Genomic DNA, 26,013 nt, shown 5'->3' on the forward strand with positions numbered 1-26,013 from the left:
TCCCCCGTTTCCACACCCAAGGACGCCGAAGAGAGCGCCGCACTGCTCGACCGCGCGCTGCGCTGGAACGAGCTGTTCTCGCACTGGCCCGACGCGCGCCGGGCCGAGCTGATGAAGTCCGCGCGGCTGGTGCGCTACCGCCGCCGCACGCAGGTGCTGGCGCATGACCGGCACAAGCGCGAGCTGCTGGCCGTGGTGTCGGGCTGCCTCGAGATCAGCAGCATGAGCCCGCAGGGGCGCAAGTACGTCAACGCGCTGCTCGGGCCCGGCCAGGTGGCGCCGCTGGTGCGGCTGCTCGAGGAGGTGCCGCTGCCCTACGACTACCACGCGCACGAAGACTCGGTGATCGTCCACCTGCCGAGCGACGCCGTGCTGGCGGTGCTCGATGCCGAGCCCGCGCTGTGGCGCGGCGTGGCCAGGCTGGCGCTGCAGCGCCAGCGGCAGAGCATCGTGCTGCTGCAGAACCAGATGCTGAACACGATCCGCGGGCGCGTGGCCGCCACGCTGACGAGCCTGATCTACTTCTACGGCGGGCAGCCGGAGGACGCCGCGAACCTGCCGGTGCGGCTGTCGCAGCACGACCTGGCCGCAATGCTCGGCCTGTCGCGCCAGACGATCAACAAGGAGCTCGGGCGGCTGGTCGACGAGGGGGTGATCGACATGCGCTACAAGCGCATCCGCATTGCAGACCCGGCGCAGCTCGCGCGCATCGCGGCGGGTGCCGAGGCTAAGGAAGAAGCTGGCAGCGCAGGAAGCCCGCCATCGCTTCCTCGACCGTGACGGGCCCGCGACGATCGCTGCGCGCCGGCGCCTCGGCCGGATAGAAATGGCCCGCGCCGGGCACTTCCACATGCTCGCAATGCAGGCCCGCGCTTCTCAGGCGCGCGACCATGCCCGGGGCCGCGGCGGCCACGTAGTCGAGGTCGTGCTCGGCGCTCACCACCAGCACGGCCGGGCCGCTGCCGTTGCAGCCGGCGAGATGGCGCGCGAGGTCCTCGTCGTCGATGTAGCCCGAGAGCGCCAGCACGGCCGCCACCGGCACCTGCTCGCCGAACGCGACATTGAGCGCGGTGCGCGCGCCCGCGGAGAAGCCGCCGATGGCGATGCGCGCCGGGTCGATCTGCCAAGCGTCCGCCTGTGCGCGCACGAACCGGGTCGCGGCGGCCATGTCGTCGCTGGCGGCCTCGATGCCGCGCCACAGCATGTCGGACGTGGCGGGCGGCAACTGCATCAGCTGCCGCACCAGCGACACGCGCGATGTCGGGATGCGGCCGGGCGAGCCGACCACCGGCGTATCGGCCGGTTCGGGGTCTTCGGGCACCAGGCGGTAGTCGATCGCGCACGCCACAAAACCGCGCCGCGCGAAGCGCAGGCAGTACTCGGCGACCGCCGTGTTGCGGCCCTCAGCCTCGAAGGCGTCGTCTTCCTTGGAGCCCCGATGGAAAGCGCCGCCGAACGCGAGGATCAAGGCGGGGCGACCGCGGCCTGCGGGTGGCGCACCGACGGGCCGGTAGAGGTCGAGCGCGAGCGCGCGTTCGACCGGCCCGCCGGGCCGGCCGCGCTGCACCAGGGCGCGGCCGTAGATCACGTCGCGCACGATCTCGACCTCCTGCACGGGCACGGCGGCAACGAGGGGCGGCGTCGTCACGGCGTGTTCCTTCAATCGACCGAGGCGCCGGATTCGCGCGCGATGCGGCCCCAGAGCTGCACGTCCTGGCCGAAGGCGGCCGCCCATTGGGCGGGCGTCTGCGCATCGACCGGCATCGAGCCGCCATCGAGGAGCAGCGTGCGCATGTCGGGCCGCGCCATCACCTTGTGCAGCGCGGTGTTGAGCCGCGTCGCGAGCGCCGGGTCCATGCCGGCGGGGCCGAACACCGCGTACCAGCCCACCGCGTCGAAGGGGATGCCGGCTTCGGCGAGCGTGGGCACCTCGGGCAGCGCCGGCGAACGCCGCGGCCCGGTGATGGCCAGCGGCCGCAGGCGGCCGGCCTTGATCAGCGGCGTCATCGAGACCACGTCCATGATGGCGACGCCGATCTGGCCCGAAAGGATGTCGGGCAGCGCGGCCTGGCCGCCCTTGTAGGGCACGTGCGTCATGCCGAAGCCGCCGAGCGACTTCATGCGCTCGCCGACCAGGTGCGGCGGCGCGCCGTTGCCGAAGGTCGCGTAGCTGATCGCGTTGGCGTCCTTCTTCGCGGCGGCGACCAGGTCGGCGATGGTCCTGAGCGGCGACTCGGCACGCGTCACGACCAGGAGCGGCACGCTCGCGACCTGGGCGATCGGCGTGAAGCTCGAAACGGGGTCGAAGGCCAGGTTCTTGAACACGGCCGGCGCGATGGCGAAGGGCGCGGCGGTGAGCAGCAGCGTGTAGCCGTCGGGCGCCGAGCGCGCGACGCTCTCGGCGCCGATGTTGCCGCTTGCGCCGGCCTTGTTCTCGACGATCACCGGCTGGCCGAGCTCCACGCGAAGTTGCTCGGCCATCCTGCGGGCCACGATGTCGGTGCCGCCGCCGGCGGGAAACGGCACCACCAGCTTGATGGGACGCGCGGGATAGGCGGTCTGCGCGTGGCTGGCGCCCAGTGCCAGCGCAAGCCCCAGTCCGAGCAACGCGCGCCGGGCGGTGGTGTGGTTCATCGCTGCAACTCCTGTGGTGATCGAGGGGTGATGGAGCGGATGATGGTTCAGGTGCCCATAATGATCCACCCGGAAATCCATCTGGGTCCATTGCCATTACTTATGCAAGAAGATGGACAGCAGCTTGCGCTGAACCTGCGCCGCCTGCGCCTGCGGCATCTCGAGGTGCTGCTGGCCGTCGAGCGGCATGGCAGCCTCACTGCGACGGCCGCGGCGCTCGAGGTGAGCCAACCCGCGGTCTCGCAATGGCTGGCCGAGATCGAGTCTGCACTGGGCGTTCCGCTCTTCGTGCGGGGGCGGCAGATCCAGCCCAGCCCCTACCTGCCGGTGGCGCTGCGGCATGCGCGGCGCATGGTGGCCGACTCGCGCCAGCTGGCCGACGAACTCGCGGCCGTGGCCGCCGGAACGCTCGGCGCGGTGCGTGTGGGCACCATGCTGGTCAGCAGCGCCGAGCTGTTGCCGCGTGCCGTGCGCGAGCTCGCGCGCGAGCCCGAGCCGGTGCGGCTCGAGGTGGTCGAAGACATCGCCGAGGGCCTCTGGGCGCGCTTCGCGCGGCGGGAGCTGGACCTGATCGTCGGCCGTTTCGACGAGCGGGCCTTCGGTGCGCAGGTGCACCACGAGGCGCTGTTCGACGATCCGCACTGCATCGTCGCGGGCCGCAGGCACCCGCTCAGAAGGTCCGCCCGCGTGACATGGGCCGATGCCGCGGCGTGTGCCTGGATCCTGCCGCCGCGCGGCTCGCCGCTGCGCCGGGCGGTCGATGCGACCTTCATCGCGCAGGGGCTGGCGCCGCCGCCGGCCTGGATCGAATCGACCTCGTCCACGCTCAACCAGGCGCTGATGCGCGAGAGCCGCTGCCTGGGCGTGACGTCGGGCGTCGCGGCGCGCCACTTCGAGCGGCTGGGCCTGCTGTCGATCCTGCCGCTGTCGCTCGCGTCCGACGTGGGCCCGGTCGGCATGGTGTGGGACCGGCAGGAGCCCAGCCCGGCGTTGACGCGCGTGCTGCTCGCGCTGCGCAGCGCGGCGGCCCTCGATCTCAATCCAGCCGCAGGCCTGCCTTGACGACCGTGCGCTCGACGCGCGCGCGCTCCTTGGCCAGGTGGGTCGCGAACGCCTCCGGGCCGGAAGCTGCGACCACGCTGCCGCGCTTCTCGAGCATCTGCACGTAGGCGGGCTCGCGCACCGCCTGCTCGACGGCCCGCACCAGGGTGCGCTGCACGTCCGCTGGCATGCCGGGCGGGCCGACCACGCCGAGCCAGGACGACACCTCGAGGCCCGGGTAGATGCTCGACAGGAGCGGTACATCGGGGAACTGCGAGAGCTTGCGGCCGCTCGCCACGGCCAGTACCTTGAGCTGGCCGGCCTGCAGCTGCGTCGCGACCGCGCCCACGCTGTCGATCATGAAGTCGATGCGGCCGGCCACCAGGTCGTTGGTCGACTGCGCACCGCCGCGGTACGGTATGTGCACGGCCTTCACGCCGGCCATGACCTGCAGCATCTCGCCCGCGATGTGCATCGTGGTGCCGAGCCCGGGCGAGGCGAAGCTGAGGCCGCCTTCATTGCTCTTGCCCCAGGCCACCATCTCGGCCACGCTCTTGAACTTGGAGTTCGCGGGCACGACCAGCACGAAGGGGCTCTCGTTGGCCAGGCTCACGAGCGTGAACTGGGTCTTGGGATCGAAGCCCGGCGACTTCTGCGTGAGCGGGTTTACCACGAGTTGCCCCGGCGAGGCCAGCATGAGGGTGTAGCCGTCGGGCTGCGCGCGCGCGAGCTCGGAGGTGGCGATGTTGCCGCCGGCGCCGGCGCGGTTCTCGACCACCACGGCCTGGCCGAGGGTGCGGCTCATGTTCTCGGCGATCTGGCGCGCCGTGATGTCGGTGATGCCGCCGGCCGCGAAGCCCACGAGCATCTTCACGGGCCGCTCCGGGAATGTCGCGGCCCAGGCCGGTGCCAGCGCGCTCGCGGCGAGCGCGAGCAGCAGTTTTGCAATGCGAATCTTCTTCATGTCTCTTGTCTCCTTTGAAAAAAATGAAAGGCCTCAGCGCATCGAGAAGCGCACGTTCTTCAACTGCGTGTTCTCCAGGATCGCGTCGAGTCCGCGCTCCTTGCCCAGGCCCGATTCCTTGAAGCCGCCGAACGGTGCATCGGCCGTGGCCTTGATCGGGTCGTTGATCGCGAGGTTGCCGATCTGCAGCGCCTTGCACAGGCGCATGGCGCGGCCGGTGTCGCGCGTGTAGACCACGCCCGCCAGTCCGAAGCGGCTGTCGTTGGCGATGCGCACGGCGTCGTCTTCATCGCGAAACCGGATCAGCACCTGCACCGGGCCGAAGATCTCTTCCTGCGCGACGCGCATCTCGCTGCGCCCCTGCAGGAACAGCGTGGGCGCGGCAAAGAAGCCGGCCTGCAGGTCGGCGCGGTGCGACAGGTCCTGCATCGTCTCGGGCTGCGCTTGTTCGTCGCGGCCGATGTCGATGTAGTGCTGCACGCGCTGCTGCTGCGCGCGGCTGACCAGCGGGCCCATCTGGGTCTGCGGGTCGTCGGGCAGGCCGATGCGGATGCGAGCGTAGGCCTCGCGCAGCTTCTCGGTGAAGGCATCGGCCACGCGCTCGTGCACCAGCAGGCGCGTGCAGGCCACGCAGATCTGGCCGGTGTTGCGGCTCACGTCCTGCAGCGCCACGGCGGCGGCCGCGTCGAGGTCGGCGTCGTCGAAGACGATCAGCGGCGACTTGCCGCCGAGCTCGAGCGTCACGCGCTTGATGCGCTCGGCGGCGCTGCGGTAGATGGCCTTGCCGGTTTCGGTGCCGCCGGTGAACGAGATCTTCTGCACCAGCGGGTGGTCCACCAGCGCCTGGCCGACCGTCGCGCCAGGGCCGTGCACGATGTTGACCACGCCGGGCGGAAAGCCGGCCTCGAGGATCGCGGCGCCGAGCTCGACCGACGACAGCGGCGTGATCTCCGACGCCTTGATGACCGCGGTGTTCCCCGCGGCCAGCACCGGCATCAGCTTGCTCAGCGTGAGGGTCAGCGGGTAGTTCCACGGCAGGATCAGCCCCACCACGCCGAAGGGCTCGCGCAGCGTGAAGTTGACGATGTGGGTGTCGGCCACGTTGAGCGTCTGCCCGCCGATGCCTTGCGAGACGCCCGCGATGTACTCGATGCCGTCGAGCATGGTCTGCAGCGAGCCGCGCGTGAGAGTGATGGGGCGACCCACGTTCCACGCTTCGAGCCATGCCATCTGTTCGCTGCGCTTCTCGAGCGCGTCGGCCAACTTGCGCAGCAGCCGGCTGCGCTGGCGCGCCGAGGTCTGGCGCCAGTGCGTGTCGAAGGCGTGCTGGGCGGCGCGCACGGCCGCATCGACGTCGCCGGCATCGGCCTCGGCGACCTGCGCGAGCGGGCGCCCCGTCGATGGGTTGCCGACTTCGAAATGGCGCCCTGCGGCGCCGGGGCGTTCTTCGCCGTCGATCAGCAGCGGATAGACGCCGGTCCGGAGAATGGAGGAGGGTGAGGGTGTCTGCATGTGGGAATACGCAAGGGGCAATGAAAACAGCGCGGCCTCAGGCCGGCTGCATGGCGCGATAGAGCGCGGCGATGTCTTCGCGCGTGGGTTGCCGCGCGTTGAGCCGCAGCGAGGCGTTGGCCATGGCCGTATCGATGGCCGGGCCGAGCGCGTCGGCGCGAAGGCCGAGTTCGGTCAGCGTGCACGGCAGGCCGGACCGTCGGCGCAGGCCGTCGATCGCGTCCACGAGCGCGCGGGCCAGTGCGTCGTCGCCATCGCCGGGGCTGCCGAGCCCGCAGGCCCGCGCGGCCTGCGCATAGCGCGGCGTGGCCGCGGGCAGCGTGAAGGCCATCAGCGGCACGCAGGTCACGGCCAGCACGTGCGCATGGGGAACGTCGACCAGCGCTTCGAGCGGCGTGCACAGGCCGTGGATGCCGTCGACGCCGCGCAGGCTCATCGCAACGCCGGCGAGGTAGCTGGCCAGCAGCATGTCGCTGCGCGCCTTCAGCGAGGCAGGCTCGGCCAGCACGGCGGGCAGCGCCCGCATTGACAATGCCAGTGCCTGCAAGGCCAGCGCCTCGCCGACCGGGTTGGTCGCGCGGTTGGTGGCCGCGCCGAGCGCGTGCATCACGGTGTCGAAGCCGGTGCTGGCGGTCACCGAAAGCGGCAGGCTCAGCGTGAGGCCGGGATCGAGCGCCAGCCATTGCGGACGGCTGCGCCGGCTGCGCAGCACGTGCTTGCGGCCCTGGTCGTCCTTCACGAGCGCGGCGGTGGTGCTCTCGCTGCCCGTGCCCGCCGTGGTCGGCACGGCGGCGAAGGGCGGCGCATCGCGCGTCAGCACGCGGTCGCCTTCGCGCAGCACCTCCTCGATGGGCGCGTCGGCGCAGAGTCCGGCGACCAGCACCTTGCCCACGTCGATCACACTGCCGCCGCCAATGGCCACGAGGCCGTCGCAACGCTGCGCCTCCCAGCAGGCGCGGGCCTGGCGCACGTTGTCGAGCGTGGGGTTCGCGGCCACACCGTCGAACAGCACGGGTGCGCATCCGGCAGCGCGCAGCGCATCGACCAGCGGCGCCACGATGTCGGCCTTCACGAGTCCGGCATCGCTGAGCACCAGCAGCCGCCGCACGCCCCGGCCCACGGCCCAGGCCGGCAGCTGCTGCTGCGCGCAGCCGTCGCCGAACACCGCATGGCCCGGCCATGCGAAGTCGAAGCGGTCGGGCTCGGTGCCGAAGAAGGCGGGGAGTGCCGTGATTGCCATGTCAGATGCGGCGGCCCGCGCGTTCCCAATGCGGCGCCCGCAACTGGTTCTTGAACACCTTGCCCATGCCTTCGCGCGGCAGCGCGTCGTGGAACTCCACATGGCGCGGCACCTTGTAGCCGGCCAGGCGCTGGCGCACCCAGTCGCGCACCTCGGCCTCGGTGATGCGGCTGCCCGGTGCGCGCACCACCGCGGCCGCCACGGCTTCGCCGTATTCCGCATCGGGAATGCCGAACACCGCACAGTCGGCGACCAGTGGATTCGTCACCAGCACATGCTCGATCTCGGCCGGGTAGATGTTCACGCCGCCCGAGATCACCATGTCGCGCTTGCGGTCGGTGACGTAGAGGTAGCCCTCGGCATCCAGGTAGCCGATGTCGCCGTTGGTCACATGGCCGTCGCGCTCGATGGCGCGCCGCGCGGCGTCGTTGTTGCGGTAGGTGAAGGGCAAGGCGTTGTCGCCCGGGTCGACGTAGATCTCGCCGACCTCGCCGGGCGGCAGCACGCGGCCCTCGGCGTCGAGGATGCGCAGCGACATGCCGTCGAACGCGCGCCCGGCGGTGCCCGGGCGGGCGAGCCATTCGGTGGCGCTCACCCAGGTGACGAGGCCGGTCTCGGTGGAGCCGTAGGTCTCGTTCACGATCGGCCCCCACCAGTCGATCATGGCGCGCCGCACCTCGGGCGCGCAGGGCGAGCCGCCATGCGTAACGTTCTCCAGCGACGAGACGTCGTAGCGCGCGCGCACCTCGGCCGGCAGCTTGAGCAGCCGCACCAGCATCACCGGCACCAGCGACAGGTGCGTGATGCGGTGCTCGGCGATGGCGCTGAGCAGCTGCTCGGCGTCGAAGCGCGGCAGCACGACGATGCGCTCGGCCAGGTCCAGCGCCACGCGTGCCGCGGCGTTGGGGCCGGCATGGTAGAGCGGCCCGACCACCGCGGTGCGCATGCCTTCGCGGGCCCGGCTCGCGAGTGCGCGCACGCGCTTGGAGCCCGCATGCTGTTGCGGCGTGCCGGGCAGGCGCATCACCGCCTTGGGGCGGCCGGTGGTGCCCGAGGTGTAGAGCATGCTGCCCACGGAGGGCACCGGCTCGCTGGTGCAGGGCGCAAAGGCATCGCGCCAGGTGGCCCAGTCCTGCGCGCCGGCGGGCATGGGCGTGGGTTCGAGCGCGTAGGCCTCGCGCACGTCCTGCGGCGTGGGCACGATCAGCACCGGCAGCCCGGCGGGCACCGCGTCGGCCAGGCGCGGCCACAGGTCGGCGTGGATCACCAGCGCGCGCGCGGCGCTGTCCTGGAACACGTAGGCGGCCTCGTCGGCCTGGAAGTGCCAGTTCACCGCCACCAGGTGCACGCCGAGGCGGCCCAGTGCCAGCATCAGTTCGAGGTAGGGCAGGTCGTTGCGCAGCATCACCGCGACGGTGTCGCCGGGCTTGAGGCCCAGCGACTGGAAGCCGCTGGCGGCGCGTGCGGCCTGCGCCTGCAGCGTGGTGCCCTGCAGGCTGCGGCTGCTGCAGTGGAGCGTGAGGTTCGGGTTCATGGGTGCGAGTGCAAGTTCGAAGGCGAAAGGGTGGAGGAGGGAGTCAGCGCGCGCAGGTGCGCGGCGCCGGTGGCGGCGTCGTCCATGAGGCGCTGCAGCACCGCCTGCACGGGCTCGATGCGGTCAGCAAAACCGATCGCCGGGCCCATCGAGAGCAGACCGGTGTTCCAGTCGCCGCCCGCGTAGGCGTTGTCGCGGCCGAGGCGGCCGGTGGCGAGCGCGCCGAAGTCGGGATAGCGGCAGACGCCCTCGGCCTCGAGTGCACGGGTGCGCTGCACGGTCTGGTTGTCGAGCACGCGCCAGGGGTGGCCCGTGCTGCGCAGCGCCAGCGTCGACGCCTCTGCCGGCTGGGCCGCGAGGTGGCGCTTGTAGTCGTCGTGGGCCCAGATCTCCTCGCACACCAGCAGGCGCGTGCCCATCACGACCGCATCGGCGCCCAGGGCCAGCGCCGCGGCGATCTGCCGCCCGCTGCCGATGCCGCCGCCCAGGGCCAGCGGAACGTGCAGGCGCTCCAGCGCGAGCGCGCCGAGCACGAAGGTCGGCAGCTCGTTGGTGCCCGGATGGCCGCCGGCTTCGCAGCCGACCAGGGCCACCGCATCGGCGCCGTCGTCCTGCGCCTTGAGCGCATGCGCGATGAAGGCGCACTTGTGCACCACACGCGCCCCGCCGGCGTGGATGCGCGCGAACAGGTGAGAGGGCGAGGGACCGACGGTCTCGAAGCAGCGCGCGCCTTCTTCCAGGCCGATGTCGATCCACGCGGGCACGAGCCGGTTCTCTTCGGCGCGCCTCGACTGCGTGATGTTGACGCCGAAGGGCTGCCCCGCGCTGGCTTCGCGGCAGGCGCGCACCGCGGCACGGAACTCTTCCGGCCCGTCGAAGGAGCGCGGCGTGAGAAAGCCCAGCGCGCCGGCGCGTGCCAGCGCGGCCACGTAGCGCGCGTCGGACAGCCACATCAAGCCGCCGCCCAGCACGGGCAGCCGCATGCCGAGGAGTTCCGTGAGACGGGTGCGGAACATCGTGCCGGTCACTGCATCACGAAGCCGCCGCTGATGCCGATGCTCTGCCCCGTGATGTAGGCGGCGCGGTCGGAAGCCAGCAGGCAGACCATGCCCGAGATGTCCTCGGGGCGGGCCAGGCGGCGCAGGCCGCGCGAGATCGGGTAGGCGTTGAGCATCTTGGCCAGACGCTCGTTGTTCTCGGGCGTGGATTCGGGGCTCAGCGCGCCTTCGCGGATACCCTCGTGCGACACCGCACCGAGCGCGATCACGTTGACGTTGATGCAGTCGGCGCCGTGCTCGCGCGCGATCGCCTTGGCAAAGCCGAGCATGGCGGCCTTGGCGCCCGAATACACGGCCAGCCGCGCCTCGCCCGCGCGCCCGGCCTCCGACATGATGTTGACGATCTTGCCGTGGCGCCTTTCTTTCATGCCGGGCAGCACGGCCTTGCAGCAGTACATCATCGCGAACACGTTGAGGTCGACGATGCGCTGCCAGCCCTCGGCCTCGGTCTCGAGGAAGAGCGGCGCGGCGCCGCCCTTCTCGCGCCGCTCGACCAGCACGCCGGCGTTGTTCACGAGGATGTCGACCGGGCCCAGCGCCTCCTGCGTCGCGGTGACGGCGGCCTCCACTTCATGCTGCGCGGTGATGTCGGCCACGGCCGCGAAGGCGCGCCCACCGGCCGCCGCGATCTCACGCACCACGGCTTGCGCGCGCTCTTCGAAGATGTCGTTCACGGCCACGGCAACGCCTTCGGCGGCCAGGTCCAGGCAGATGCGGCGGCCCACGCCCTGGCCGCCGCCGGTCACGAAGGCCACGCGGCCCTTGAGGTTCAGATCCATGTCGTTGCTTTCCTTGTTGCGATGTCGTTGTGGGGTGTGAAGGAAACCGCGGCGCTCACTGGCCGCGGAAGACCGGCTTGCGCTTCTCGACGAAGGCCTGCATGCCCTCGCGGCGGTCGTCGCTGGCGACCACCAGCGCGGCCGCATAGCGCTCGTATTCGAGGCCGGCGTCGATGCCCACCTGCAGGCCCGTGTCGACCGCGTGCTTGATGTGGCGCACCGCGAGCGGCGCATTGGCGGCGATGCGCGCGGCCATCGCCATGGCGGTGGCCATGAGCGCCTCGGGCGCCACGACCTGGTTCACCAGGCCGATCGCGAGCGCGCGCTCGGCGTCGATGTGGTCGCCCGTGAGCATCAGCTCCTTGGCGATGCCGGGGCCCACCAGGCGCGGCAGGCGCTGCGTGCCGCCGGCGGCGGGCAGGGCGCCGATGCGCGCTTCGGGCAGCGCCAGCTTCGCGCCGCGCGCCGCGATGCGCACGTCGCAGCACAGTGCGATCTCCAGTCCGCCGCCCATCGCCACGCCGTTGATGGCGGCGATGACCGGCTTCTCGAACTGCTCGATGGCGCGGAACAGCTCGTGCGTGGCCTTCTGCTGCAGGTGGTAGTGCGCCTGCGGCGTCGTGCTGCCGGCGCGCTCCTTGATGTCGGCGCCGGCGCAGAAGGCGCGATCGCCCGCGCCCGTGATGACCACGCAGCGCACCGCGTCGTCATGGCGCGCGCGTTCGAGCAGCGCGTCGCGCAGCTCGGCCTTCATGGCGCCGCCGATCGCGTTCATGCGCTCGGGGCGGTTGAGCCGGATCACGGCCACCGCGTCGGTGACCTCGTAGAGCAGGGTGTCGTAGTTCATGGCAGTGGTGTCTTCTTCTTCGCCTGCATCAGGCGCGTGCGAGTACGTGGGCCACGGCCACAGAGCCGAGGCCGATCATGTGGGCCAGCGCGAGGCGGGCATGGGGGTGCTGGCGGCCTTCGGCTTCGCCGCGCAGCTGCCGCGCGATCTCGGCCACCTGGCCGATGCCGGTGGGGCCGAGCGGATGGCCCATGCCGATCAGCCCGCCCGAGGGATTGATGGCGCAGCGCCCGCCGATGTCGGCGTCGCCGCGCGCGACGTAGGCCGCGCCTTCGCCGGTTTCGCAGACGCCCACGGCCTCGGTGTAGAGCAGCTCCTCGATCGTGAAGGCGTCGTGCAGTTCGACGATGTCCAGCTCGTTGGCGCCGATGCCGGCCTGCGCCAGCGCGGCCGCCGACGACGTGCGCACCAGGTCGACGAGCGCGGGCGCGTCGTCGGCCGGCAGCATCTCGCTCGTGGCCGTGGAGGCCAGCACGCGCACGGCGCGCTCGCGCGGCAGGCCGAGGCGCTGGAGCGCGGCTTCGGAGACCACGATCACCGCCGCGGCGCCTTCGCCGCGCGGACAGCACTGCATCGCGGTGAGGTCGCCCGCCACCGGCGCCGAGGCCAGCACCTGTTCGAGGGTGCGCGGCTTGCGGAACTGTGCGTACGGATTGCGCGCGGCATTGCCGTGGTTCTTGACCGCGACGCGGGCCATGTCTTCGCGCGTCAGGCCGCGTTCGCGCATGAAGCGCCGCGCCAGCAGCGCGAACTTCACCAGCGGCACATTCGACGTGGGGCTGAGCGGCGCCAGCCCGTCCTTCAGCACGGCGCGGCGGCCGTCGCCGAACTTGTCGACGCCCATGGCCAGCACCACGTCGTGCTCGCCGCTGGCCACCTGCAGGCAGGCGATGCGAAAGGCCGTCGAGCCGGAGGCCGAGGCGTTTTCCACCTGCATCACCTCGAGCCCGGTGGAGCCGAGGTGGCGCAGCATCACGCGGCCGGCGGCCATGCCGAGCGCGGCGGTGCCGACCACCGCCGAGCGGACCTGCGGCCACGCGAGCCCGGCGTCGGCCAGCGCCTCGCGCACGGCATGCAGGCCGAGCTGCACGTATGGCGTCTCGGAGGGAAAGGCGTAGGGGTGCAGCCCGATGCCGACGACATACACGGCGCGTTCGCGCAGCAGGGGAGTCGGGTTCGTCGTCATGCGTTCACCTCGGCATCGAGCGGACGGAACACCCAGTGGCCGGACGCGCCTTCGGCGCCGGTCTGCCAGCATGCGCTGAGCGCCATGCCGAGCGTGAGGACGCTTTCGTCCGCCACGTCGAGGAGGGCTTCCTCGACGAGATCCGGCGCGAGCGCCACTTCACCGATCACCGCGGGCACCTGGAGCCCGGGCGCCAGCGGCGCATGCACCGTGACGAAGTTGAGCAGGCGCGCGGGTTCGCCGCAGGCCTCGGCGCGCAATTGCGCCGGTGCCGCGCCGCAGTGGCGGCAGCCCGGCACCTGCGCCGGAAAGCTGGTGCCGCCGCACGCGGTACAGCGCGCGAGTTCGAGGACGGCGGCGCTCATTCGATCTTCATCCCGGTCTGCTGCACGAGCTGGCGCGCTTCCTTGCGCTCCTGTTCCATCGCGCGGCCGAAGGCTTCGGGCGTGCTGCCCATGGCATTGGTGCCGAGCTCGTCGAGGCGGGTCTTGATGGCCGGCTGTTTCAGCGTTTCGCTGAAGGCCTCGTGCAATCGCTTGATGACGGGCGGCGGTGTGCCGGCCGGCGCCACCACGCCGAGCCAGGTGGTGACCTTGAAGTCCGGCACGCCGGCTTCGGCCACGGTGGGCACGTCGGGCAGGTCCGCCACACGGCGCTCGCCCGTGACCGCCAGCGCGCGCAGGCGGCCATCGCGGATGAACGGCATCGTCGTCGAGCGGCTGTCGGGCATGAAGTCGAGCTGGCCGCCGAGCAGGTCGGTGATGGCCGGGCCGCTGCCCTTGTAGGGCACGTGCACGAGCGCGGCGCCGGTGCGCATTTGCAGCGTCGCGCCAGCCAAGTGCATCGAACTGCCGTTGCCGGCCGAGCCGTACGCAAGGCCCCCGGGCTTGGCCTTGGCCTGGGCGACGAGGTCGGCCACCGACTTGAGCGGCGACCTGGCGGGCACCACGATCACCATCGGGCTTTCGGTCAGTTGCGACACGGGCGCGAACGCCTTGGCCGGATCGACCGGCACCTGCTTGTAGAGAAAGGGGTTGAACACCAGCGGCCCCGGATTGCCCAAGAGCAGCGTGTAGCCGTCGGGTTCGGCGCGGGCGACCACCTCGTTGGCGATGTTGCCGTTGGCGCCGGGGCGCTTGTCGATGACGATCGGCTGCCCCAGCCGCTTCTGCAGCTCGGGCTGCAGCAGCCGCGCGACGATGTCGGAGGCGCCGCCGGGCGCGAAGCCCACGACGAGGTGGATCGGCTTGGCGGGAAAGTCGTTCGCCTGGGCACTGGCGCCGAAGGCCGCGAGGCCCAACGGCAGCGTGAGCAGGAGCGGGCGAAGCCACGAGGTTCGCATGGTGGTGATGTCTCCGTGAAGAAAAGAAAGAAGAAGAAGAGGGAAACGATGGGACGAGCCTGTCCCGTTCGCCGGGCGCGGGCCGGGCGAAAAGGTTCTGGGCGCGTCGAAGAAAAGGGTGCGGCGGGCCTAGCCGGTGGCGGGCTTCAGCCAGCGCGCGCGCAGGCCGTCCTTGAAGGCCTGGATCGCCGAGGCGATGTCGCTGGTCTGCGGATTGAGCATCGCCTGCGTGCGCAGGCCGCGCGCGGTGGCGATGAGCAGCTGCGCTTCGCGTTCGGGATCGATGTCGTCGCGGATCTGGCCGGCGCGCTGGCCGTTCTCGACCTGCCGCGCGAGCGCGCGGTGCCAGCGCGCGCTGATCGCCGCGAAGGTGGGCCGGATGTGCGGCGCCGGCCCGAGCGACTCTTGCATCAGCATGAAGAAGGCGCGCGAGCTGTCGCGCGCCGTGTCCATGCTTTCGAGGTAGCAGTCGATTTCGCAGAACAGCGCGTCCACGCCCGAGAGGCCGCGCAGCCGTGCCAGCAGGCGCTCGCGGTGGTCGGCGGCGATCTTCTTGATCAGCTCGTCGAGCAGGCGGTCCTTGTTGCCGAAGCGGTGCTGCACCAGGCCGCGGCTGTAGCCGGCCTCTACGCCAATGGCCTCGAGCGTGGTCTGGGTGTAGCCGTGCTTGGCGATCAGGTGCGTGGCCGCCTCGAACAGGCGGCGGTCCGATTCGGCCACGCGCTCGGCCTGCGTGCGCCGCGTGCGGCGCGGGGCATGGGTGGCGCTGTCGTTGGCGGACCGGGAGGAGGCCTCGTCGGGCGGCGAGGACAGCGACGGCGTCTCGGGACGGGCTTGTGTCATGCCGCGATGTTAAATACTTGCAATCACGATTGCAAGTAAGTTTCACGTATTTGCCTGGGCATCAGCACCCTGCGCGCTAAAATGTCCAAGCTAGCTACTTTGAAGGATCGAACATGATCACCATTACGTCCGTCGAGGCGCAAAACAAATTCGGGCAGCTCCTCGACACAGCGCAGCGCGAGCCCGTCATCATCACGCGTCACGGGCGGCCCGCTGCCTACATGATCTCGCCTCAAGACATGAAAGAGTTCCAAGAGGCGCGTGCACGGAGTGGTCAAGGCAAATCTGCGCGCGACTGGGCCACGACAAGCGCACAGGCCTGGAATGATTTCGACACCAGGTTCGGCGCGTTCGCGGACGAGCACTCAACGCTCTGAACCAGTGGCGCAATTCGACGTTCATCGCAACAAAGGGAGCCAGAAAGAGAGCATTCCCTTTGTGGTGGTCATCCAGTCTGCGCGCTTCGATGCCTATCGTCGCAGAGTGGTTGCTCCTTTGGTCTTGCGCCAGCACGCTCCCGGCGCATCAGTTTCTGGGTCCCGGATGAATCCCATCTTCCGGATTGGGGGTGTCGAAGTCGTTCTCAACCCTCTGCAGGTGGTATCCGTGGCTACCGATCAACTTGGTGCCGCATTTGATTCTCTTGCGGAATATGGGCAACAGATCATTGATGCGATGGACGAGTTGATGACCAGGGCCTGGGGATAGGGGAACAATGCGCGGGCTCAACTCGGGCCAACACCGGACGTTGACCAACTCGGTCAACCCCGCGTTCGAGAAAACTGGTTGCGAAAGCACCCGTGCCGAAGACGGCAGCATTCCAACGTCATGCGACATCCGCCCTGGTCGCACGAAGTTTCGACAACAGCGACAACCCGGTCGTTACCCGAATGGAGCCACCCGATGTGGAGCATCTTGGCCGATCTGTGCACCGGCTTCTTCGAACTCGTGACGGATGTCTTAGTGTTCAGGCGCCAGCGCAGCAAGCACGGTCGCAGTCCGCGCAGTGTTGGGAAAGACACGTTCGAGGTCGTGCGCTTCGACTTCGTCACGTCGATTTTCATTGGGCTGGTCTGTGTCGGGTTGATGCTGCTCCTGGCCTTCGGGTTGGGGTGGTCGGTCGGCCTGAGCGTCGGGATCGGCGTAACCGTTGGAGTGATCTGGGGAGGCTGGCGATACTCCAAACTGGTTCGTGAGCGATGAGCGCGTCACAGCGCTGACCACGAACCAAGATCGTCCTCCGGAAAAGGCCGCGCTACGTCGGCCGAGCAGCTCGGCAAACAGTGTGAGAGCGCGCTGCTCGAACACTCGTCCAGCCCTCACGGATGATCCAGAAATGCATCAATCTCGCTAGCGGTACTTCTTGCGGTACGCATTACCCCGATGAGCGTTGCCGAAGCCGGCCCAGTCCATTCTCCATATCCCACCAGCCATAGTCCGGGCACGTCGCGCGAGCGAGTTCCTGCTGCGACCGGGACTTTTCCGTCCTCGACGGCGTCGAGCGATATGAGATGGTCCAGGGCCGCGCGAAATCCTGTGCACCAGATCACCGCGTCGAATCGGCGAGCGGTGCCGTCGTCCCAGAGCGCGCCGTCGGGCGTCATCCGGCGGAAAGGTCTGACGGACGACAGCACCCCTCGAGCACGGGCGTCCATGACCGGCGGCACCATGACGATGTCTCCGAATCCGCCCGGAAGCTCGTCGATGCTTCGCCCTTCCTGCAGCGCACGCCATCGTGCGGTCGCACGCTCGAACAGCACACGGCCGTCCACGTCATCTGGCAGAAACCTGGGCTCGTCTTCCGTGACCCACACGGTTTCGTTCGCCGAGAGCGACACTTCGGACAGGATCTGTGCACCGGAGTTTCCGCCGCCCACGATCATGACGCGCTGACCTCGGAATTCCTCCGGACTTCGGTAGTGCGCCGAGTGGAGCTGGCGGCCGGCGAAATCCTGCATGCCCGGATAGACGGGCATGAATGGCTTGCGCCAGGTGCCCGTTGCGCTGACGACCGTTCGCGCTGTCCAATTCCTGTCGCCGGCCTGCAGTTGGAAGCCCTGTGTATCGGGCGTGACCGAGGACACGAATACCGCTCGCTCGATCGGGAGTGCGTAGCGCTTTTCGTAGTCCCGCAGGTAGCTCACCACATGGTCGCGAGCGGGATAGCTTGAGCCTGCGCTCGGCATTGGCCAACCCGCGATCGAACTCCACGCTGCCGGTGAAAACAGACGCAATGAATCCCACCCATGCTGCCAGGCGCCGCCGCCGAACTCTTCGGCGTCCAGAATCAGAAACGTGCGCTGCGTGCGGCGCAGGAAGTACGCCACCGAGAGCGCGGCCTGGCCACCGCCGATGATGATCGCGTCGTAAGTCATTCGACTGTCAGGCCGCCGATTTCCGCGCCTTCACGGCCTGCGGAGTCGCCCTGATGCTGGTGGTCATGAGCGCCAGCGCAAGGCAGGCGGACAGGCCGAGTGCGGCTGAAAACCACAGCGCACCGTCACCCCACCGCTCCACGGCCATGCCGAACAGGAACGGCGCGCCCGCCTGCACGAGGCGCGCCGGCACCATCAAGAAGCCTTGCCGCTGGCCATAGCCCTTGGCGCCGAAGATCAAGAGCGGAAGCGTCCCGATGGCGATGGTCAGAATGCCGTTGCCCAAGCCGTGGAGCACCGCGAAGGCCGCGGCGGCCGAGGTGCCGAACAGGCCCAGACAGAGCGCGCCCAGTGGATGTGCCAGCGTGGCCAGCCTGGCCGACAGCAAGGGGTGCGCGCGCTTCAAGAAAGTGAACTCGATCAGCCGTCCCGCCACCTGCGCCGGCCCGACCAGCGCGGCGATTCCCACCGCCGCGGCGAGCGTGGCACCGCTGGCCAGAAGCAGCGCGGGCAGGTGCGCCGCCATGGCCGTGCTGATGAACCAGGCCACTGCAAACACATAGGCCATCAGGACTGCGGCACGGCGCTGCTGCGCGGGCGTGAGGCCCGGTCCGGTGTCCTTCTCGGAGGTCGCGTTCTCCTTCGATGCCGAATCGGCGCGGGACGCGCGAGGCAGAAGGGCATTGAGCGGCAGGCCGAGGACCAGGTGCAACGCGGCCCATGCAAGACAGGCGCCGCGCCATCCCACCGTGCTTTCCAGATAGGCCGACAGTGGCCACCCCACGGTGCTTGCAAAGCCCGCGAACAAAGTGATGCCGGTGATTGCTCTGCGCGCGTTCTGGCCATGCAGGCGCACCACGGTGGCGAAGGCTGCTTCGTAAAGGCCGCTGCCCATTGCGAGGCCCATCAAGGCCCAGGCCGCAAAGACGAGATTGGAATGTGTGGCCTGGCTCAGAAGAGCGAGACCGCCCGCGAACACCAGGTTGCTGGCCATGAGAACCGGTCGCCCACCGAGGCGATCGATAAGCCGGCCCGCGTACGGCCCGATCGCGGCGGCAACAAGGAGCGCCACGGAGAATGCGCCGAAGACCGTGGAGGTCGACATGCCCACATCCCTGCCGATGGCGCCGGCCAGGACCGCAGGCAGGTAGTACGACGACGCCCATGCCAGGGTCTGCGCCACCCCCAGCATCACCGTCGTCGTGGTCCTGCTCTGCACCGTGGCTTGCCCCCTCAGATGCTCCGAAGGTTGACGCGTTTCGAAAGAGCTTCTGCGCTCTCGCGCCGTTCGCTGTAGCGGTCGACCAGGTAGTCTGCGCAGTCGCGTGTGAGCAGCGTGAACTTCACGAGCTCCTCCATGACGTCGACCACGCGTTCGTAGTAGGGCGAGGGCTTCATGCGCCCGTCTTCCTCGAACTCGAGAAAGGCCTTGGCAACCGACGACTGATTGGGGATGGTGATCATGCGCATCCAGCGGCCGAGCACGCGCAGCTGGTTCACGGCGTTGAACGACTGCGAGCCACCCGACACCTGCATGACCGCGAGCGTCTTGCCTTGGGTGGGACGCACGGAGCCAACGGACAGCGGGATCCAATCGATCTGCGCCTTCATGATCCCGGACATGGCGCCATGGCGTTCGGGCGAGCACCAGACCATGCCCTCGGACCACTGCGCCAGATCACGCAGCTCCTGGACCTTCGGGTGATCCTCCGGTGCGCCGTCCGGCAGGGGCAATCCGCGCGGGTCGAAGATGCGCGTCTCAGCGCCCATCTTGCGCAGCAGTCGAGCCGCTTCTTCCGTGACGAGCCGGCTGTAGGAGCGTTCACGCACCGAACCGTAGAGCAGCAGGATGCGCGGCGCATGCATAGCCCGCACGGTGGGAAGCAAGCGCTGCAGATCCGGCTCGTGAAAGGCCTCGGGATCGAGGTTGGGGAGTTCAGGGCTTGGCGACACGTTGGCCTTTCGCATCGATCACGGCTTCGCCATCTTCCTTGGAGAACGCGCCCAGTTGGGGACGCGGCAGGATGTCGAGCACTGCTTCGGAGGGGCGACACAGGCGCGTGCCCAGCGGCGTCACCACGATCGGCCGATTGATGAGTATCGGATGCTGCAGCATGAAATCGACCAATTGGTCGTCGGTCCACTTCGGATCATCGAGGCCAAGCTCGTCGTACGGCGTTCCCTTCCGGCGCAGGACGTCGCGCACCGGCGTGCCCATGGCGGAGATCAACTGCTTCAGCGTGGTTCGATCGGGCGGCGTCTTGAGGTACTCGATCACCGTGGGCTCTTCGCCCGTGTTGCGAATCAGCGCGAGTACGTTCCGGGACGTGCCGCAGGCGGGGTTGTGATAGATGGTGATGTCGCTCATGAGGTACCAAGCGTGTGTGGAGGGTGACTGGTTTGTTTCAGCCTGCGCTGAGGCGCAGCGCCAGCGCGGCCAGCGTGACGGCGAGCACGGGGATGGTCATCACGATGCCCACCTTGAAATAGTAGCCCCAGGCAATGACCATGCCCTTCTTCGCGAGCACATGCAGCCAGAGCAGCGTGGCCAGGCTGCCGATCGGCGTGATCTTCGGGCCCAGGTCGCAGCCGATCACATTGGCGTAGATCATCGCTTCCTTCACGATACCGCTCGCGTTCGAGGCATCGATGGAGAGTGCACCAATCAGCACCGTCGGCATGTTGTTCATCACCGACGACAGCGCCGCCGTGAGGAACCCGGTGCCCATCGCCGCACCCCAGACGCCACTTTGCGCAAAGACGTCCAGCAGCGAGGCGATCTGACCGGTCAACCCGGCGTTGCGCAGACCGTAGACCACCAGGTACATGCCCAGCGAGAAGATCACGATCTGCCAGGGCGCGCCATGCAGCACCTTGCGCGTGCTGATGACGTGCCCGCGCGCCGCGACGGCGAGCAGGATGGCCGCGCCCACGGCTGCCACCGCGCTGACCGGCACACCCAGGGGTTCGAGGCCGAAGAAGCCGATGAGCAGGAGCACCAGAACGATCCATCCGGCCCGGAAGGTGGCGGGGTCGCGGATCGCCTCCACCGGGGCCTTGAGCTGCCTCACGTCGTAGTTCGCCGGAATGCCACGGCGGAAGTAGAGCATCAGCACCAGCAGGCTGGCCGCCACGGCCGCGAGGTTCACCGGGATCATCACGGCGGCGTACTCGTTGAAGCCGATCTTGAAGAAGTCGGCCGAGACGATGTTCACCAGGTTCGAGACGATCAGCGGCAAGCTGGCCGTGTCGGCGATGAAGCCGGCTGCCATCACGAAGGCCAGCGTGGCCGCCGGCGTGAAGCCGAGTGCGACGAGCATCGCCATCACGATCGGCGTGAGGATCAGCGCCGCGCCGTCGTTCGCGAAGAGCGCCGAAACCGCGGCACCCAGCAGCACGATGAAGGCGAACAGCAGCCGGCCGCGCCCGTTGCCCCAGCGCGCCACGTGCAGCGCGGCCCATTCGAAGAAGCCGGCTTCGTCGAGCAGCAGGCTGATGATGATGACGGCCACGAAGGTTGCGGTGGCGTTCCAGACGATGCCCCAGACGACCGGGATGTCGGCGAGTTGCACGACGCCGAAGAGCAGCGCGATCACGGCGCCGAGCGAAGCGCTCCACCCAATGCCGAGGCCGCGCGGCTGCCAGATGACCAGCACGAGGGTGAAGATGAAGATCAGGATGGCCGCGAGCATTGGAGAGTTCTTCTTGGTTGGAATTGGCGATGCACGAGCAGGCACTGCCGGCCCGCTGCATGAGGTCGGAAGATCGAGCCGTTGTGGATCAGATGGCTTCGAGGGTTGCGCGCAGCTGCGTGTCGTCCAACGTATCGAAGGGCACCTGCACCAGCTTGCGCATCCGTTCGCCGATGGCCTGGCGGGTGGATTCGAACGCCTCCCGCTTCTCGTCCGCGTTCGTCCCGGCATTGGAAGGATCGGGGTACCCCCAATGAATCTTCACGGGCGAGCCGGGCCAATAGGGGCAGGTTTCCTGCGCCGCGCTATCACAGACAGTGATGACCACCCGCATGGTGGGCGCACCGGCCTCTGTGAACTCGTCCCAGCTCTTGCTGCGGCAGCTCGACGTGTCGATGCCCGCGTTCTGAAGCACCTCGATCGCCATCGGATTGATGCGGCCGCTGGGCGCGCTGCCGGCGCTGTAGGCCCGCGCGTCGACACCCAGTTCTTGCGCCCAGTGATTGAGCATGCCCTCCGCCAGCACGCTGCGCGCCGAGTTGTGCGTGCAGAGGATCAGGATATTCGTCGTCATGTCAGCGGGTTCCGATGTCGCGCACTTCACGCTGAATGGCCAGGGTCTCGAGCTTGGCGAGCGGCAACGAGAGCAGAAATTCGATCCGGCGTTTCAACGTGACGGCGGCGTCCATGAAGGCGCGATGCTTGACCTCGTCCGAGCCATCGACCGCCGCGGGATCCGGAAGACCCCAATGGGCGCTGATGGGTTGCCCCGGCCAGATCGGGCAGACCTCACCGGCTGCCTGGTCGCAGACGGTGATCACAAAGTCCATCTGAGGCGCATCGTCCTTGGCGTATTCGCCCCAGCTCTTGCTTCGGTAGCCGGTGTCGCGATAGCGCAGCTGACGCAACGTGGCCAGTGCCAATGGATGTACGGCGCCCTTGGGATGGCTGCCGGCCGAGTAGGCGGCAAATCGATCGGAGCTCAACTGCTCGAGGATGCCCTCGGCCAGGATCGAACGTGCGGAGTTGCCCGTGCAGATGAACAGGACGTTGTGTTTTCGGTCGGTCATGATGAGTGGATTGCAGGTTGATGGATGCACAGGCGCCGGCTGAGCGTCACCGGGTGCAGCAAGCGCTTTTCGAGAGACCCAGCTGTTCGGCCGCCTTCGAGGCCACGCCTTGAACCTGCTGGCTGACCTGGTCGCGGCCCTGGCCGAAGATCCTGGAGGCATCCATCGTTCGGTAGTGCTCCCATGCCACGCCCTGCGGATCGGTGACCCAGTGCTTCTCGCTCTTGGCATAGCAGCAGACCGTCGCCCCCTCATCGAAAAGTGCACGGTCGGCCGCCTGGGCGCGGACCTTGAGTTCGGCGAGCTCGCTCGCGTCTTCGGCCTGAATGCCGAGATGGTCGATCCCCGTGCCGTGGCCCCTCGTGGAAATCGCGAAGTTGACCCTGGGGTCCTCCAGCATCCACTTGGCATAGTCCTGCTCGACGCGCGCAGGTTCCGCCGCAAAAAGGTTGGAATAGAACGCGATGCTCTTGCTCAGGTCATCGACATGCAGGTGAACGTGGAAACGCTTCATGATGGCTCTCCTAGGTGGACGTTGACGGGGCGGCAAGATGAAGTGCGCGAGCGTCAGCAGGCACACGAAGCGTCGACCTGCTCCGTGGCGCATGCCTGCCCTTGGCAGCAGTTCTCGGTGAGGTACGCCAACAGCGCATTCATCTGATCGAACGACGCCCGATAGATGAGATGCCGCCCCTGCCGCTCTTGCGAAACGAGGCCGGCGTTCGTGAGCTCCTTGAGGTGAAACGACAGGCTCGTTGCCGGAATGTCCAGGGCTTCCGTGAGCGTGCCTGGCGTCATGCCCTCGGGGCCGGCGACTACCAAGGCGCGAAACACGCGAAGGCGCACCGGTTGCGCAAGTGCGGCCAAGGAACGTACGACTGTATTTTCTTCCATTATTCAATTATCATCGAACTATTGAAATCAAGCAAGCGGACAAGCGTTCGAACAACGGCAGCTTCTCCGAAGGCGCGCTCAGAACGTCGTCGGGTGGCCGGCGCTGTCGGTCTCCGAGACCTTGAACCGCGCCAGCTCATCGCGCAGCCAGCCCTCGGCCCTGCCGAGCGGGCGCGACCTGTTCCACAGCAGGTCGACGCCGACCAGCCAGTCGGTGTGCGGATAGGCCTGCAGGCGCAGCTCCACCAAGTCGCCGCTCTCGAGCTCGCGCAGCACCAGCTGACGGGGCAGCGTGGCCCAGCCGAGGCCGGCACGCGTCATCTCGAGCAGCGCCAGGTGGCTCTCGGCGCGCCAGCGCCGCGTCGACGCCAGGTATTCGCTGCTGGGCAGTCGATCGCCGTGGGCGCTGAAGACCAGGCGCCGGTGCCGATGCAGTTCGGTGAAGCTCACGCTGGCGAGCCGGGCGAGGGGATGGTCGCGTGCGGCCACGTGCGACATCACGAGCTTGCCCATCTGCACGAAGCCCAGCTCGCGCGGATAGTCGGGCTGCGAGAACGCCAGCCCGAGGTGCGCAGTGCCTTGCAGGACCAGCGCGCTGACGTCGCCTTCGAGCGGATGGCGCACGTCGATGTCCACCAGCGGGAACCGCTCCGCGAAAGCCGCGAGCGGGGGCACCACGGCCTTGTAGGGCACCTCGATCGCCAGCGTGAGCCGCGGCTCGACGGCTTCGCCGAGGCTGCGCGCGTGGCGGTCGAGCTCCAGGCAGCGGTCCAGCACCTCCGATGTTTCGCGAAGGAGGCGCTGGCCGGCTTCGGTCAGCGTCGGGACCTTGGTGCCGCGGTCGAACAGCACCACGCCGAAGTCGACCTCGAGGTTGCCGATCGCCGCGCTCACCGACGACTGGGTGCGGCCCAGCCGGCGCGCTGCGGCAGAGAACGAGCCGGCCTCGGCGATGGCCGCGAACACTTCGAGCTGGTCGAGGGAATAACGCATGGCGGGATTGTTCCATCGAAGAAGCCGATGGTTATCAGTTTGGACTTGGCGGATAGCGCCCCGAAGATCGCGACGCCAGAAAAACCAAGGAGACGCGTTCGATGGAGACTTCTTCCCCAGTGGCCGTTCACCCGGTCGACCAGATCCTCCCCGTCCGGCAGATGGCCGGCTACGGGCTGCAGCACGTGCTGGTGCTCTATGCGGGGGCGGTCGCGGTGCCGCTCATCCTCGGCAGCGCGCTTGGCCTTTCGGCTTCGCAGGTCGTGCTGCTGATCAATGCCAACCTGCTGACCTCCGGCGTCGCGACGCTGATCCAGACGATCGGGTTCAGGCGCTTCGGCGCCCGCTTGCCGCTGGTGCAGGCCTGCTCGTTCATCGCGCTCGCGCCGATGATCATGATCGGCAAGGAATACGGCCTGCCGGCCGTCTTCGGCGCCGTGATTGCGGGTGGTGCCGTCACCGTGCTGCTCGCGCCGGCGATCAGCCGGCTGCTGCGGTTCTTTCCGCCGGTGGTGATCGGCAGCCTCATCACCGTGATCGGCATCACGCTGATGCCCGCTGCGGCGATCTGGCTTGGCGGCGGCAACCCGGACGCGAGCGATTTCGGCAGCGCCGCTAACCTGGGCCTTGGGCTCGCGACGGTGGCGATCACGCTCTTCGTCTATGCGCGCTTCGGCGGCTACGTCGGCAATCTGGCGGTACTGATCGGCCTGGCCGGTGGCACTGCGCTGGCCGCGGCCTTCGGGCTCACGAGCTTCGCGCCGGTGGCGCAGGCGGCCTGGTTCGAGATCAGCGCGCCCTTTGCATTCGGTGCGCCCACTTTCGGCCTGGTGCCGACGTTGATCATGACGCTCGCGATGCTGGTGATCATGGCCGAGACCACGGGCAACTGCCTTGCGATCGGGCAGATCGTCGGGCGCCCCGCCACCCAGACCACGCTGGGCGATGCCTTTCGCGCCGACGGGCTGTCGACCATGATCGGCGGCATCTTCAACAGCTTTCCTTACAACGCCTTCACGCAGAACACCGGGCTGATCGCGCTGTCGGGCATCAAGAGCCGCTACGTGGTGGCGACCGCAGGGCTGATCATGGTCCTGATGGGGCTGTTCCCGAAGCTCGGCGCGCTCATCGCCTCGGTGCCGCGGCCGGTCCTCGGTGGCTGTGCGATCGTGATGTTCGGCATGACGACGGTCGCCGGCATCCAGGAGCTCGCGCGCGTGCGCTTCGAGGGAACACGCAACGCGATCGTGGTTGCGGTGTCGGTCAGCATCGGCGTGCTGCCGATGTCCTTTCCGGCGCTCTTCGCGCAGGCCAGCGGGCCCGCAAGGCTGGTGCTCGAGAGCGGCATCTTCCTTTGCGCGATCACGGCCGTGCTGCTCAACCTGCTCTTGAACCGCGGCCGCGACGCACACGCGGCATCATCCACTTCCGCATCCACTTCTCCCTTGCATACACCGACACCATGACCACGCCCGCCCCATCCATCCTTCAGCCGCGCGAACTCGAACTGCTGCGCCAGGCCATCGCCCTGTCGGAAGAATCGAAAGCGCAGGGCCGGCATCCCTTCGCGGCGCTGGTCGCCGACGAAAACGGCAACGTCGTCGCCGAGGCGGGCAACAACTCGATGCCGCCCGAAGGCGATCCGACCCAACATGCCGAACTGGTGGCGGCGGCGCGGGCCGCACGGAAGCTCACGCCCGAGCAGCTGCTGCGCTGCACCCTCTACACCAGCGCCGAACCCTGCTGCATGTGCGCGGGCGCGGTCTACTGGACCGGCATCGGCCGTGTGGTCTATGCGCTGTCGGAGCACACGCTGCTCGGGCTCACCGGCGATCATCCGGAGAACCCGACCTTCTCGCTGCCCTGCCGCGAAGTCTTCGCACGCGGCCAGCGCCGCGTCGAGGTGCTGGGGCCGCTGCTGGAAGACGAGGCTGCGGCGCCGCACCGCGGGTTCTGGCAGCAGGGCTGACGCGCCACGGGGCGGTGCGGTAAAACGGCACCTTTCCCTG

At 68.7% G+C, this 26,013-nt stretch carries 30 protein-coding genes; 7 read left to right on the plus strand and 23 right to left on the minus strand.

Going from position 1 to position 26,013, the window contains the following annotated elements; genetic code table 11:
* Positions 1–111 precede the first annotated feature (111 nt).
* The gene (locus AC3A6J_RS14060) at positions 112–780 is read left to right on the plus strand and encodes a Crp/Fnr family transcriptional regulator (RefSeq protein WP_487860564.1); all 669 of its coding nucleotides are present in this window, start codon (positions 112–114) and stop codon (positions 778–780) included.
* On the opposite strand, the gene AC3A6J_RS14065 is transcribed toward AC3A6J_RS14060, so the two are convergent.
* A complete protein-coding gene (locus AC3A6J_RS14065) occupies positions 728–1,648 on the minus strand; it encodes an alpha/beta hydrolase (protein WP_487860565.1) in 921 nt (306 codons plus the stop codon). The two genes, AC3A6J_RS14060 and AC3A6J_RS14065, sit on opposite strands and share 53 nt — an antisense overlap.
* Before the next feature lie 11 nt (positions 1,649–1,659).
* Entirely contained in the window at positions 1,660–2,634 is a 975-nt protein-coding gene (locus tag AC3A6J_RS14070) for a tripartite tricarboxylate transporter substrate binding protein (protein ID WP_487860566.1), read from the minus strand.
* 102 nt (positions 2,635–2,736) lie between these two features.
* Between AC3A6J_RS14070 and AC3A6J_RS14075 the strand changes: the two genes are divergently transcribed.
* Positions 2,737–3,696 (plus strand): LysR substrate-binding domain-containing protein, encoded by a 960-nt coding sequence (locus tag AC3A6J_RS14075; RefSeq protein ID WP_487860567.1) that lies wholly within the window; start codon positions 2,737–2,739, stop codon positions 3,694–3,696.
* Here AC3A6J_RS14075 and AC3A6J_RS14080 read toward each other — a convergent pair.
* The 11 genes from AC3A6J_RS14080 to AC3A6J_RS14130 all read right to left on the minus strand — a co-directional run bounded on the left by AC3A6J_RS14080 (position 3,671) and on the right by AC3A6J_RS14130 (position 14,980).
* Positions 3,671–4,639: a Bug family tripartite tricarboxylate transporter substrate binding protein gene (locus AC3A6J_RS14080; protein ID WP_487860568.1), complete on the minus strand. Its 969-nt coding sequence runs from the start codon at positions 4,637–4,639 to the stop codon at positions 3,671–3,673. The two genes, AC3A6J_RS14075 and AC3A6J_RS14080, sit on opposite strands and share 26 nt — an antisense overlap.
* A 33-nt stretch (positions 4,640–4,672) precedes the next feature.
* On the minus strand, positions 4,673–6,151 hold the full coding sequence (locus tag AC3A6J_RS14085; protein ID WP_487860569.1) for an aldehyde dehydrogenase family protein: 1,479 nt from the start codon (positions 6,149–6,151) through the stop codon (positions 4,673–4,675).
* A 37-nt stretch (positions 6,152–6,188) separates the two neighbouring features.
* Complete coding sequence (locus AC3A6J_RS14090; protein WP_487860570.1) at positions 6,189–7,391, minus strand: iron-containing alcohol dehydrogenase family protein; 1,203 nt, start codon at positions 7,389–7,391, stop codon at positions 6,189–6,191.
* 1 nt (position 7,392) lies between these two features.
* Positions 7,393–8,925 (minus strand): AMP-binding protein, encoded by a 1,533-nt coding sequence (locus AC3A6J_RS14095; RefSeq protein WP_487860571.1) that lies wholly within the window; start codon positions 8,923–8,925, stop codon positions 7,393–7,395.
* Positions 8,922–9,941, minus strand: a complete 1,020-nt coding sequence (locus tag AC3A6J_RS14100; protein WP_487860572.1) for an NAD(P)H-dependent flavin oxidoreductase — start codon at positions 9,939–9,941, stop codon at positions 8,922–8,924. Before AC3A6J_RS14100 ends, AC3A6J_RS14095 begins: the two co-directional genes overlap by 4 nt.
* Positions 9,942–9,949: 8 nt before the next feature.
* Positions 9,950–10,762, minus strand: coding sequence for an SDR family NAD(P)-dependent oxidoreductase (locus tag AC3A6J_RS14105; RefSeq protein ID WP_487860573.1), 813 nt, complete (start codon positions 10,760–10,762; stop codon positions 9,950–9,952).
* Between the two features lie 55 nt (positions 10,763–10,817).
* Complete coding sequence (locus AC3A6J_RS14110) at positions 10,818–11,609, minus strand: enoyl-CoA hydratase/isomerase family protein (protein WP_487860574.1); 792 nt, start codon at positions 11,607–11,609, stop codon at positions 10,818–10,820.
* Positions 11,610–11,637: 28 nt separating this feature from the next.
* Positions 11,638–12,795 carry a thiolase family protein gene (locus AC3A6J_RS14115; RefSeq protein WP_487860575.1) on the minus strand — a complete coding sequence of 386 codons (1,158 nt, stop codon included), beginning with the start codon at positions 12,793–12,795 and terminating at the stop codon, positions 11,638–11,640.
* Positions 12,792–13,160: a Zn-ribbon domain-containing OB-fold protein gene (locus AC3A6J_RS14120; RefSeq protein ID WP_487860576.1), complete on the minus strand. Its 369-nt coding sequence runs from the start codon at positions 13,158–13,160 to the stop codon at positions 12,792–12,794. Before AC3A6J_RS14120 ends, AC3A6J_RS14115 begins: the two co-directional genes overlap by 4 nt.
* The gene (locus AC3A6J_RS14125; RefSeq protein WP_487860577.1) at positions 13,157–14,137 is read right to left on the minus strand and encodes a Bug family tripartite tricarboxylate transporter substrate binding protein; all 981 of its coding nucleotides are present in this window, start codon (positions 14,135–14,137) and stop codon (positions 13,157–13,159) included. The genes AC3A6J_RS14120 and AC3A6J_RS14125 overlap by 4 nt, the downstream gene beginning before the upstream one ends.
* A 129-nt stretch (positions 14,138–14,266) precedes the next feature.
* The gene (locus tag AC3A6J_RS14130; RefSeq protein ID WP_487860578.1) at positions 14,267–14,980 is read right to left on the minus strand and encodes a TetR/AcrR family transcriptional regulator; all 714 of its coding nucleotides are present in this window, start codon (positions 14,978–14,980) and stop codon (positions 14,267–14,269) included.
* 113 nt (positions 14,981–15,093) lie between these two features.
* On the opposite strand from AC3A6J_RS14130, the gene AC3A6J_RS14135 reads away from it, so the two are divergent.
* The 3 genes from AC3A6J_RS14135 to AC3A6J_RS14145 all read left to right on the plus strand — a co-directional run bounded on the left by AC3A6J_RS14135 (position 15,094) and on the right by AC3A6J_RS14145 (position 16,183).
* Entirely contained in the window at positions 15,094–15,357 is a 264-nt protein-coding gene (locus AC3A6J_RS14135) for a type II toxin-antitoxin system Phd/YefM family antitoxin (protein ID WP_487860579.1), read from the plus strand.
* 4 nt (positions 15,358–15,361) lie between these two features.
* Positions 15,362–15,688 carry a CcdB family protein gene (locus AC3A6J_RS14140; protein WP_487860580.1) on the plus strand — a complete coding sequence of 109 codons (327 nt, stop codon included), beginning with the start codon at positions 15,362–15,364 and terminating at the stop codon, positions 15,686–15,688.
* Positions 15,689–15,883: 195 nt separating this feature from the next.
* Positions 15,884–16,183 (plus strand): hypothetical protein, encoded by a 300-nt coding sequence (locus AC3A6J_RS14145; protein ID WP_487860581.1) that lies wholly within the window; start codon positions 15,884–15,886, stop codon positions 16,181–16,183.
* Positions 16,184–16,299: 116 nt separating this feature from the next.
* Here AC3A6J_RS14145 and AC3A6J_RS14150 read toward each other — a convergent pair whose 3' ends face one another.
* From AC3A6J_RS14150 to AC3A6J_RS14195, 10 genes are all read right to left on the minus strand, one after another.
* Complete coding sequence (locus AC3A6J_RS14150; RefSeq protein ID WP_487860582.1) at positions 16,300–17,355, minus strand: ArsO family NAD(P)H-dependent flavin-containing monooxygenase; 1,056 nt, start codon at positions 17,353–17,355, stop codon at positions 16,300–16,302.
* Positions 17,356–17,362: 7 nt separating this feature from the next.
* Positions 17,363–18,574, minus strand: a complete 1,212-nt coding sequence (locus AC3A6J_RS14155; protein WP_487860583.1) for an MFS transporter — start codon at positions 18,572–18,574, stop codon at positions 17,363–17,365.
* 14 nt (positions 18,575–18,588) lie between these two features.
* Complete coding sequence (gene arsH, locus AC3A6J_RS14160) at positions 18,589–19,323, minus strand: arsenical resistance protein ArsH (protein WP_487860584.1); 735 nt, start codon at positions 19,321–19,323, stop codon at positions 18,589–18,591.
* Complete coding sequence (gene arsC, locus AC3A6J_RS14165) at positions 19,292–19,723, minus strand: arsenate reductase (glutaredoxin) (RefSeq protein WP_487860585.1); 432 nt, start codon at positions 19,721–19,723, stop codon at positions 19,292–19,294. The genes arsH and arsC overlap by 32 nt, the downstream gene beginning before the upstream one ends.
* Positions 19,724–19,760: 37 nt before the next feature.
* Positions 19,761–21,047: an arsenic transporter gene (locus tag AC3A6J_RS14170; protein ID WP_487860586.1), complete on the minus strand. Its 1,287-nt coding sequence runs from the start codon at positions 21,045–21,047 to the stop codon at positions 19,761–19,763.
* Between the two features lie 88 nt (positions 21,048–21,135).
* A complete protein-coding gene (locus AC3A6J_RS14175) occupies positions 21,136–21,621 on the minus strand; it encodes an arsenate reductase ArsC (RefSeq protein WP_487860587.1) in 486 nt (161 codons plus the stop codon).
* Between the two features lies 1 nt (position 21,622).
* Positions 21,623–22,117, minus strand: a complete 495-nt coding sequence (locus tag AC3A6J_RS14180) for an arsenate reductase ArsC (protein WP_487860588.1) — start codon at positions 22,115–22,117, stop codon at positions 21,623–21,625.
* Between the two features lie 46 nt (positions 22,118–22,163).
* Positions 22,164–22,631 (minus strand): ArsI/CadI family heavy metal resistance metalloenzyme, encoded by a 468-nt coding sequence (locus AC3A6J_RS14185; protein ID WP_487860589.1) that lies wholly within the window; start codon positions 22,629–22,631, stop codon positions 22,164–22,166.
* A gap of 53 nt (positions 22,632–22,684) precedes the next feature.
* On the minus strand, positions 22,685–23,011 hold the full coding sequence (locus AC3A6J_RS14190) for an ArsR/SmtB family transcription factor (protein ID WP_487860590.1): 327 nt from the start codon (positions 23,009–23,011) through the stop codon (positions 22,685–22,687).
* 78 nt (positions 23,012–23,089) lie between these two features.
* The gene (locus AC3A6J_RS14195; protein WP_487860591.1) at positions 23,090–24,004 is read right to left on the minus strand and encodes a LysR family transcriptional regulator; all 915 of its coding nucleotides are present in this window, start codon (positions 24,002–24,004) and stop codon (positions 23,090–23,092) included.
* Between the two features lie 101 nt (positions 24,005–24,105).
* Between AC3A6J_RS14195 and AC3A6J_RS14200 the strand changes: the two genes are divergently transcribed.
* Positions 24,106–25,470, plus strand: a complete 1,365-nt coding sequence (locus AC3A6J_RS14200) for a nucleobase:cation symporter-2 family protein (RefSeq protein ID WP_487860592.1) — start codon at positions 24,106–24,108, stop codon at positions 25,468–25,470.
* Positions 25,467–25,973, plus strand: coding sequence for a nucleoside deaminase (locus AC3A6J_RS14205; protein WP_487860593.1), 507 nt, complete (start codon positions 25,467–25,469; stop codon positions 25,971–25,973). The genes AC3A6J_RS14200 and AC3A6J_RS14205 overlap by 4 nt, the downstream gene beginning before the upstream one ends.
* The last annotated feature ends 40 nt before the right edge of the window (positions 25,974–26,013 follow it).

It is taken from the genome of Variovorax sp. Soil_C_39, assembly GCF_057656815.1.

What these genes read in the sequence shown, in the direction of transcription:
- AC3A6J_RS14125 (WP_487860577.1), bottom strand. Translation starts at nt 14,137, where the DNA reads ATGCGAACCTCGTGGCTTCGCCCGCTCCTGCTCACGCTGCCGTTGGGC.
- AC3A6J_RS14135 (WP_487860579.1), top strand. Translation starts at nt 15,094, where the DNA reads ATGATCACCATTACGTCCGTCGAGGCGCAAAACAAATTCGGGCAGCTC.
- AC3A6J_RS14200 (WP_487860592.1), top strand. Translation starts at nt 24,106, where the DNA reads ATGGAGACTTCTTCCCCAGTGGCCGTTCACCCGGTCGACCAGATCCTC.
- AC3A6J_RS14120 (WP_487860576.1), bottom strand. Translation starts at nt 13,160, where the DNA reads ATGAGCGCCGCCGTCCTCGAACTCGCGCGCTGTACCGCGTGCGGCGGC.
- AC3A6J_RS14175 (WP_487860587.1), bottom strand. Translation starts at nt 21,621, where the DNA reads ATGACGACGAATATCCTGATCCTCTGCACGCACAACTCGGCGCGCAGC.
- AC3A6J_RS14170 (WP_487860586.1), bottom strand. Translation starts at nt 21,047, where the DNA reads ATGCTCGCGGCCATCCTGATCTTCATCTTCACCCTCGTGCTGGTCATC.
- arsC (WP_487860585.1), bottom strand. Translation starts at nt 19,723, where the DNA reads ATGAGCGACATCACCATCTATCACAACCCCGCCTGCGGCACGTCCCGG.
- AC3A6J_RS14105 (WP_487860573.1), bottom strand. Translation starts at nt 10,762, where the DNA reads ATGGATCTGAACCTCAAGGGCCGCGTGGCCTTCGTGACCGGCGGCGGC.
- AC3A6J_RS14060 (WP_487860564.1), top strand. Translation starts at nt 112, where the DNA reads ATGAAGTCCGCGCGGCTGGTGCGCTACCGCCGCCGCACGCAGGTGCTG.
- AC3A6J_RS14195 (WP_487860591.1), bottom strand. Translation starts at nt 24,004, where the DNA reads ATGCGTTATTCCCTCGACCAGCTCGAAGTGTTCGCGGCCATCGCCGAG.
- AC3A6J_RS14070 (WP_487860566.1), bottom strand. Translation starts at nt 2,634, where the DNA reads ATGAACCACACCACCGCCCGGCGCGCGTTGCTCGGACTGGGGCTTGCG.
- AC3A6J_RS14115 (WP_487860575.1), bottom strand. Translation starts at nt 12,795, where the DNA reads ATGACGACGAACCCGACTCCCCTGCTGCGCGAACGCGCCGTGTATGTC.
- AC3A6J_RS14180 (WP_487860588.1), bottom strand. Translation starts at nt 22,117, where the DNA reads ATGACCGACCGAAAACACAACGTCCTGTTCATCTGCACGGGCAACTCC.
- AC3A6J_RS14080 (WP_487860568.1), bottom strand. Translation starts at nt 4,639, where the DNA reads ATGAAGAAGATTCGCATTGCAAAACTGCTGCTCGCGCTCGCCGCGAGC.
- AC3A6J_RS14075 (WP_487860567.1), top strand. Translation starts at nt 2,737, where the DNA reads ATGCAAGAAGATGGACAGCAGCTTGCGCTGAACCTGCGCCGCCTGCGC.
- AC3A6J_RS14130 (WP_487860578.1), bottom strand. Translation starts at nt 14,980, where the DNA reads ATGACACAAGCCCGTCCCGAGACGCCGTCGCTGTCCTCGCCGCCCGAC.
- AC3A6J_RS14185 (WP_487860589.1), bottom strand. Translation starts at nt 22,631, where the DNA reads ATGAAGCGTTTCCACGTTCACCTGCATGTCGATGACCTGAGCAAGAGC.
- AC3A6J_RS14085 (WP_487860569.1), bottom strand. Translation starts at nt 6,151, where the DNA reads ATGCAGACACCCTCACCCTCCTCCATTCTCCGGACCGGCGTCTATCCG.
- AC3A6J_RS14090 (WP_487860570.1), bottom strand. Translation starts at nt 7,391, where the DNA reads ATGGCAATCACGGCACTCCCCGCCTTCTTCGGCACCGAGCCCGACCGC.
- AC3A6J_RS14095 (WP_487860571.1), bottom strand. Translation starts at nt 8,925, where the DNA reads ATGAACCCGAACCTCACGCTCCACTGCAGCAGCCGCAGCCTGCAGGGC.
- arsH (WP_487860584.1), bottom strand. Translation starts at nt 19,323, where the DNA reads ATGCGAAAGGCCAACGTGTCGCCAAGCCCTGAACTCCCCAACCTCGAT.
- AC3A6J_RS14150 (WP_487860582.1), bottom strand. Translation starts at nt 17,355, where the DNA reads ATGACTTACGACGCGATCATCATCGGCGGTGGCCAGGCCGCGCTCTCG.
- AC3A6J_RS14100 (WP_487860572.1), bottom strand. Translation starts at nt 9,941, where the DNA reads ATGTTCCGCACCCGTCTCACGGAACTCCTCGGCATGCGGCTGCCCGTG.
- AC3A6J_RS14190 (WP_487860590.1), bottom strand. Translation starts at nt 23,011, where the DNA reads ATGGAAGAAAATACAGTCGTACGTTCCTTGGCCGCACTTGCGCAACCG.
- AC3A6J_RS14205 (WP_487860593.1), top strand. Translation starts at nt 25,467, where the DNA reads ATGACCACGCCCGCCCCATCCATCCTTCAGCCGCGCGAACTCGAACTG.
- AC3A6J_RS14110 (WP_487860574.1), bottom strand. Translation starts at nt 11,609, where the DNA reads ATGAACTACGACACCCTGCTCTACGAGGTCACCGACGCGGTGGCCGTG.
- AC3A6J_RS14145 (WP_487860581.1), top strand. Translation starts at nt 15,884, where the DNA reads ATGTGGAGCATCTTGGCCGATCTGTGCACCGGCTTCTTCGAACTCGTG.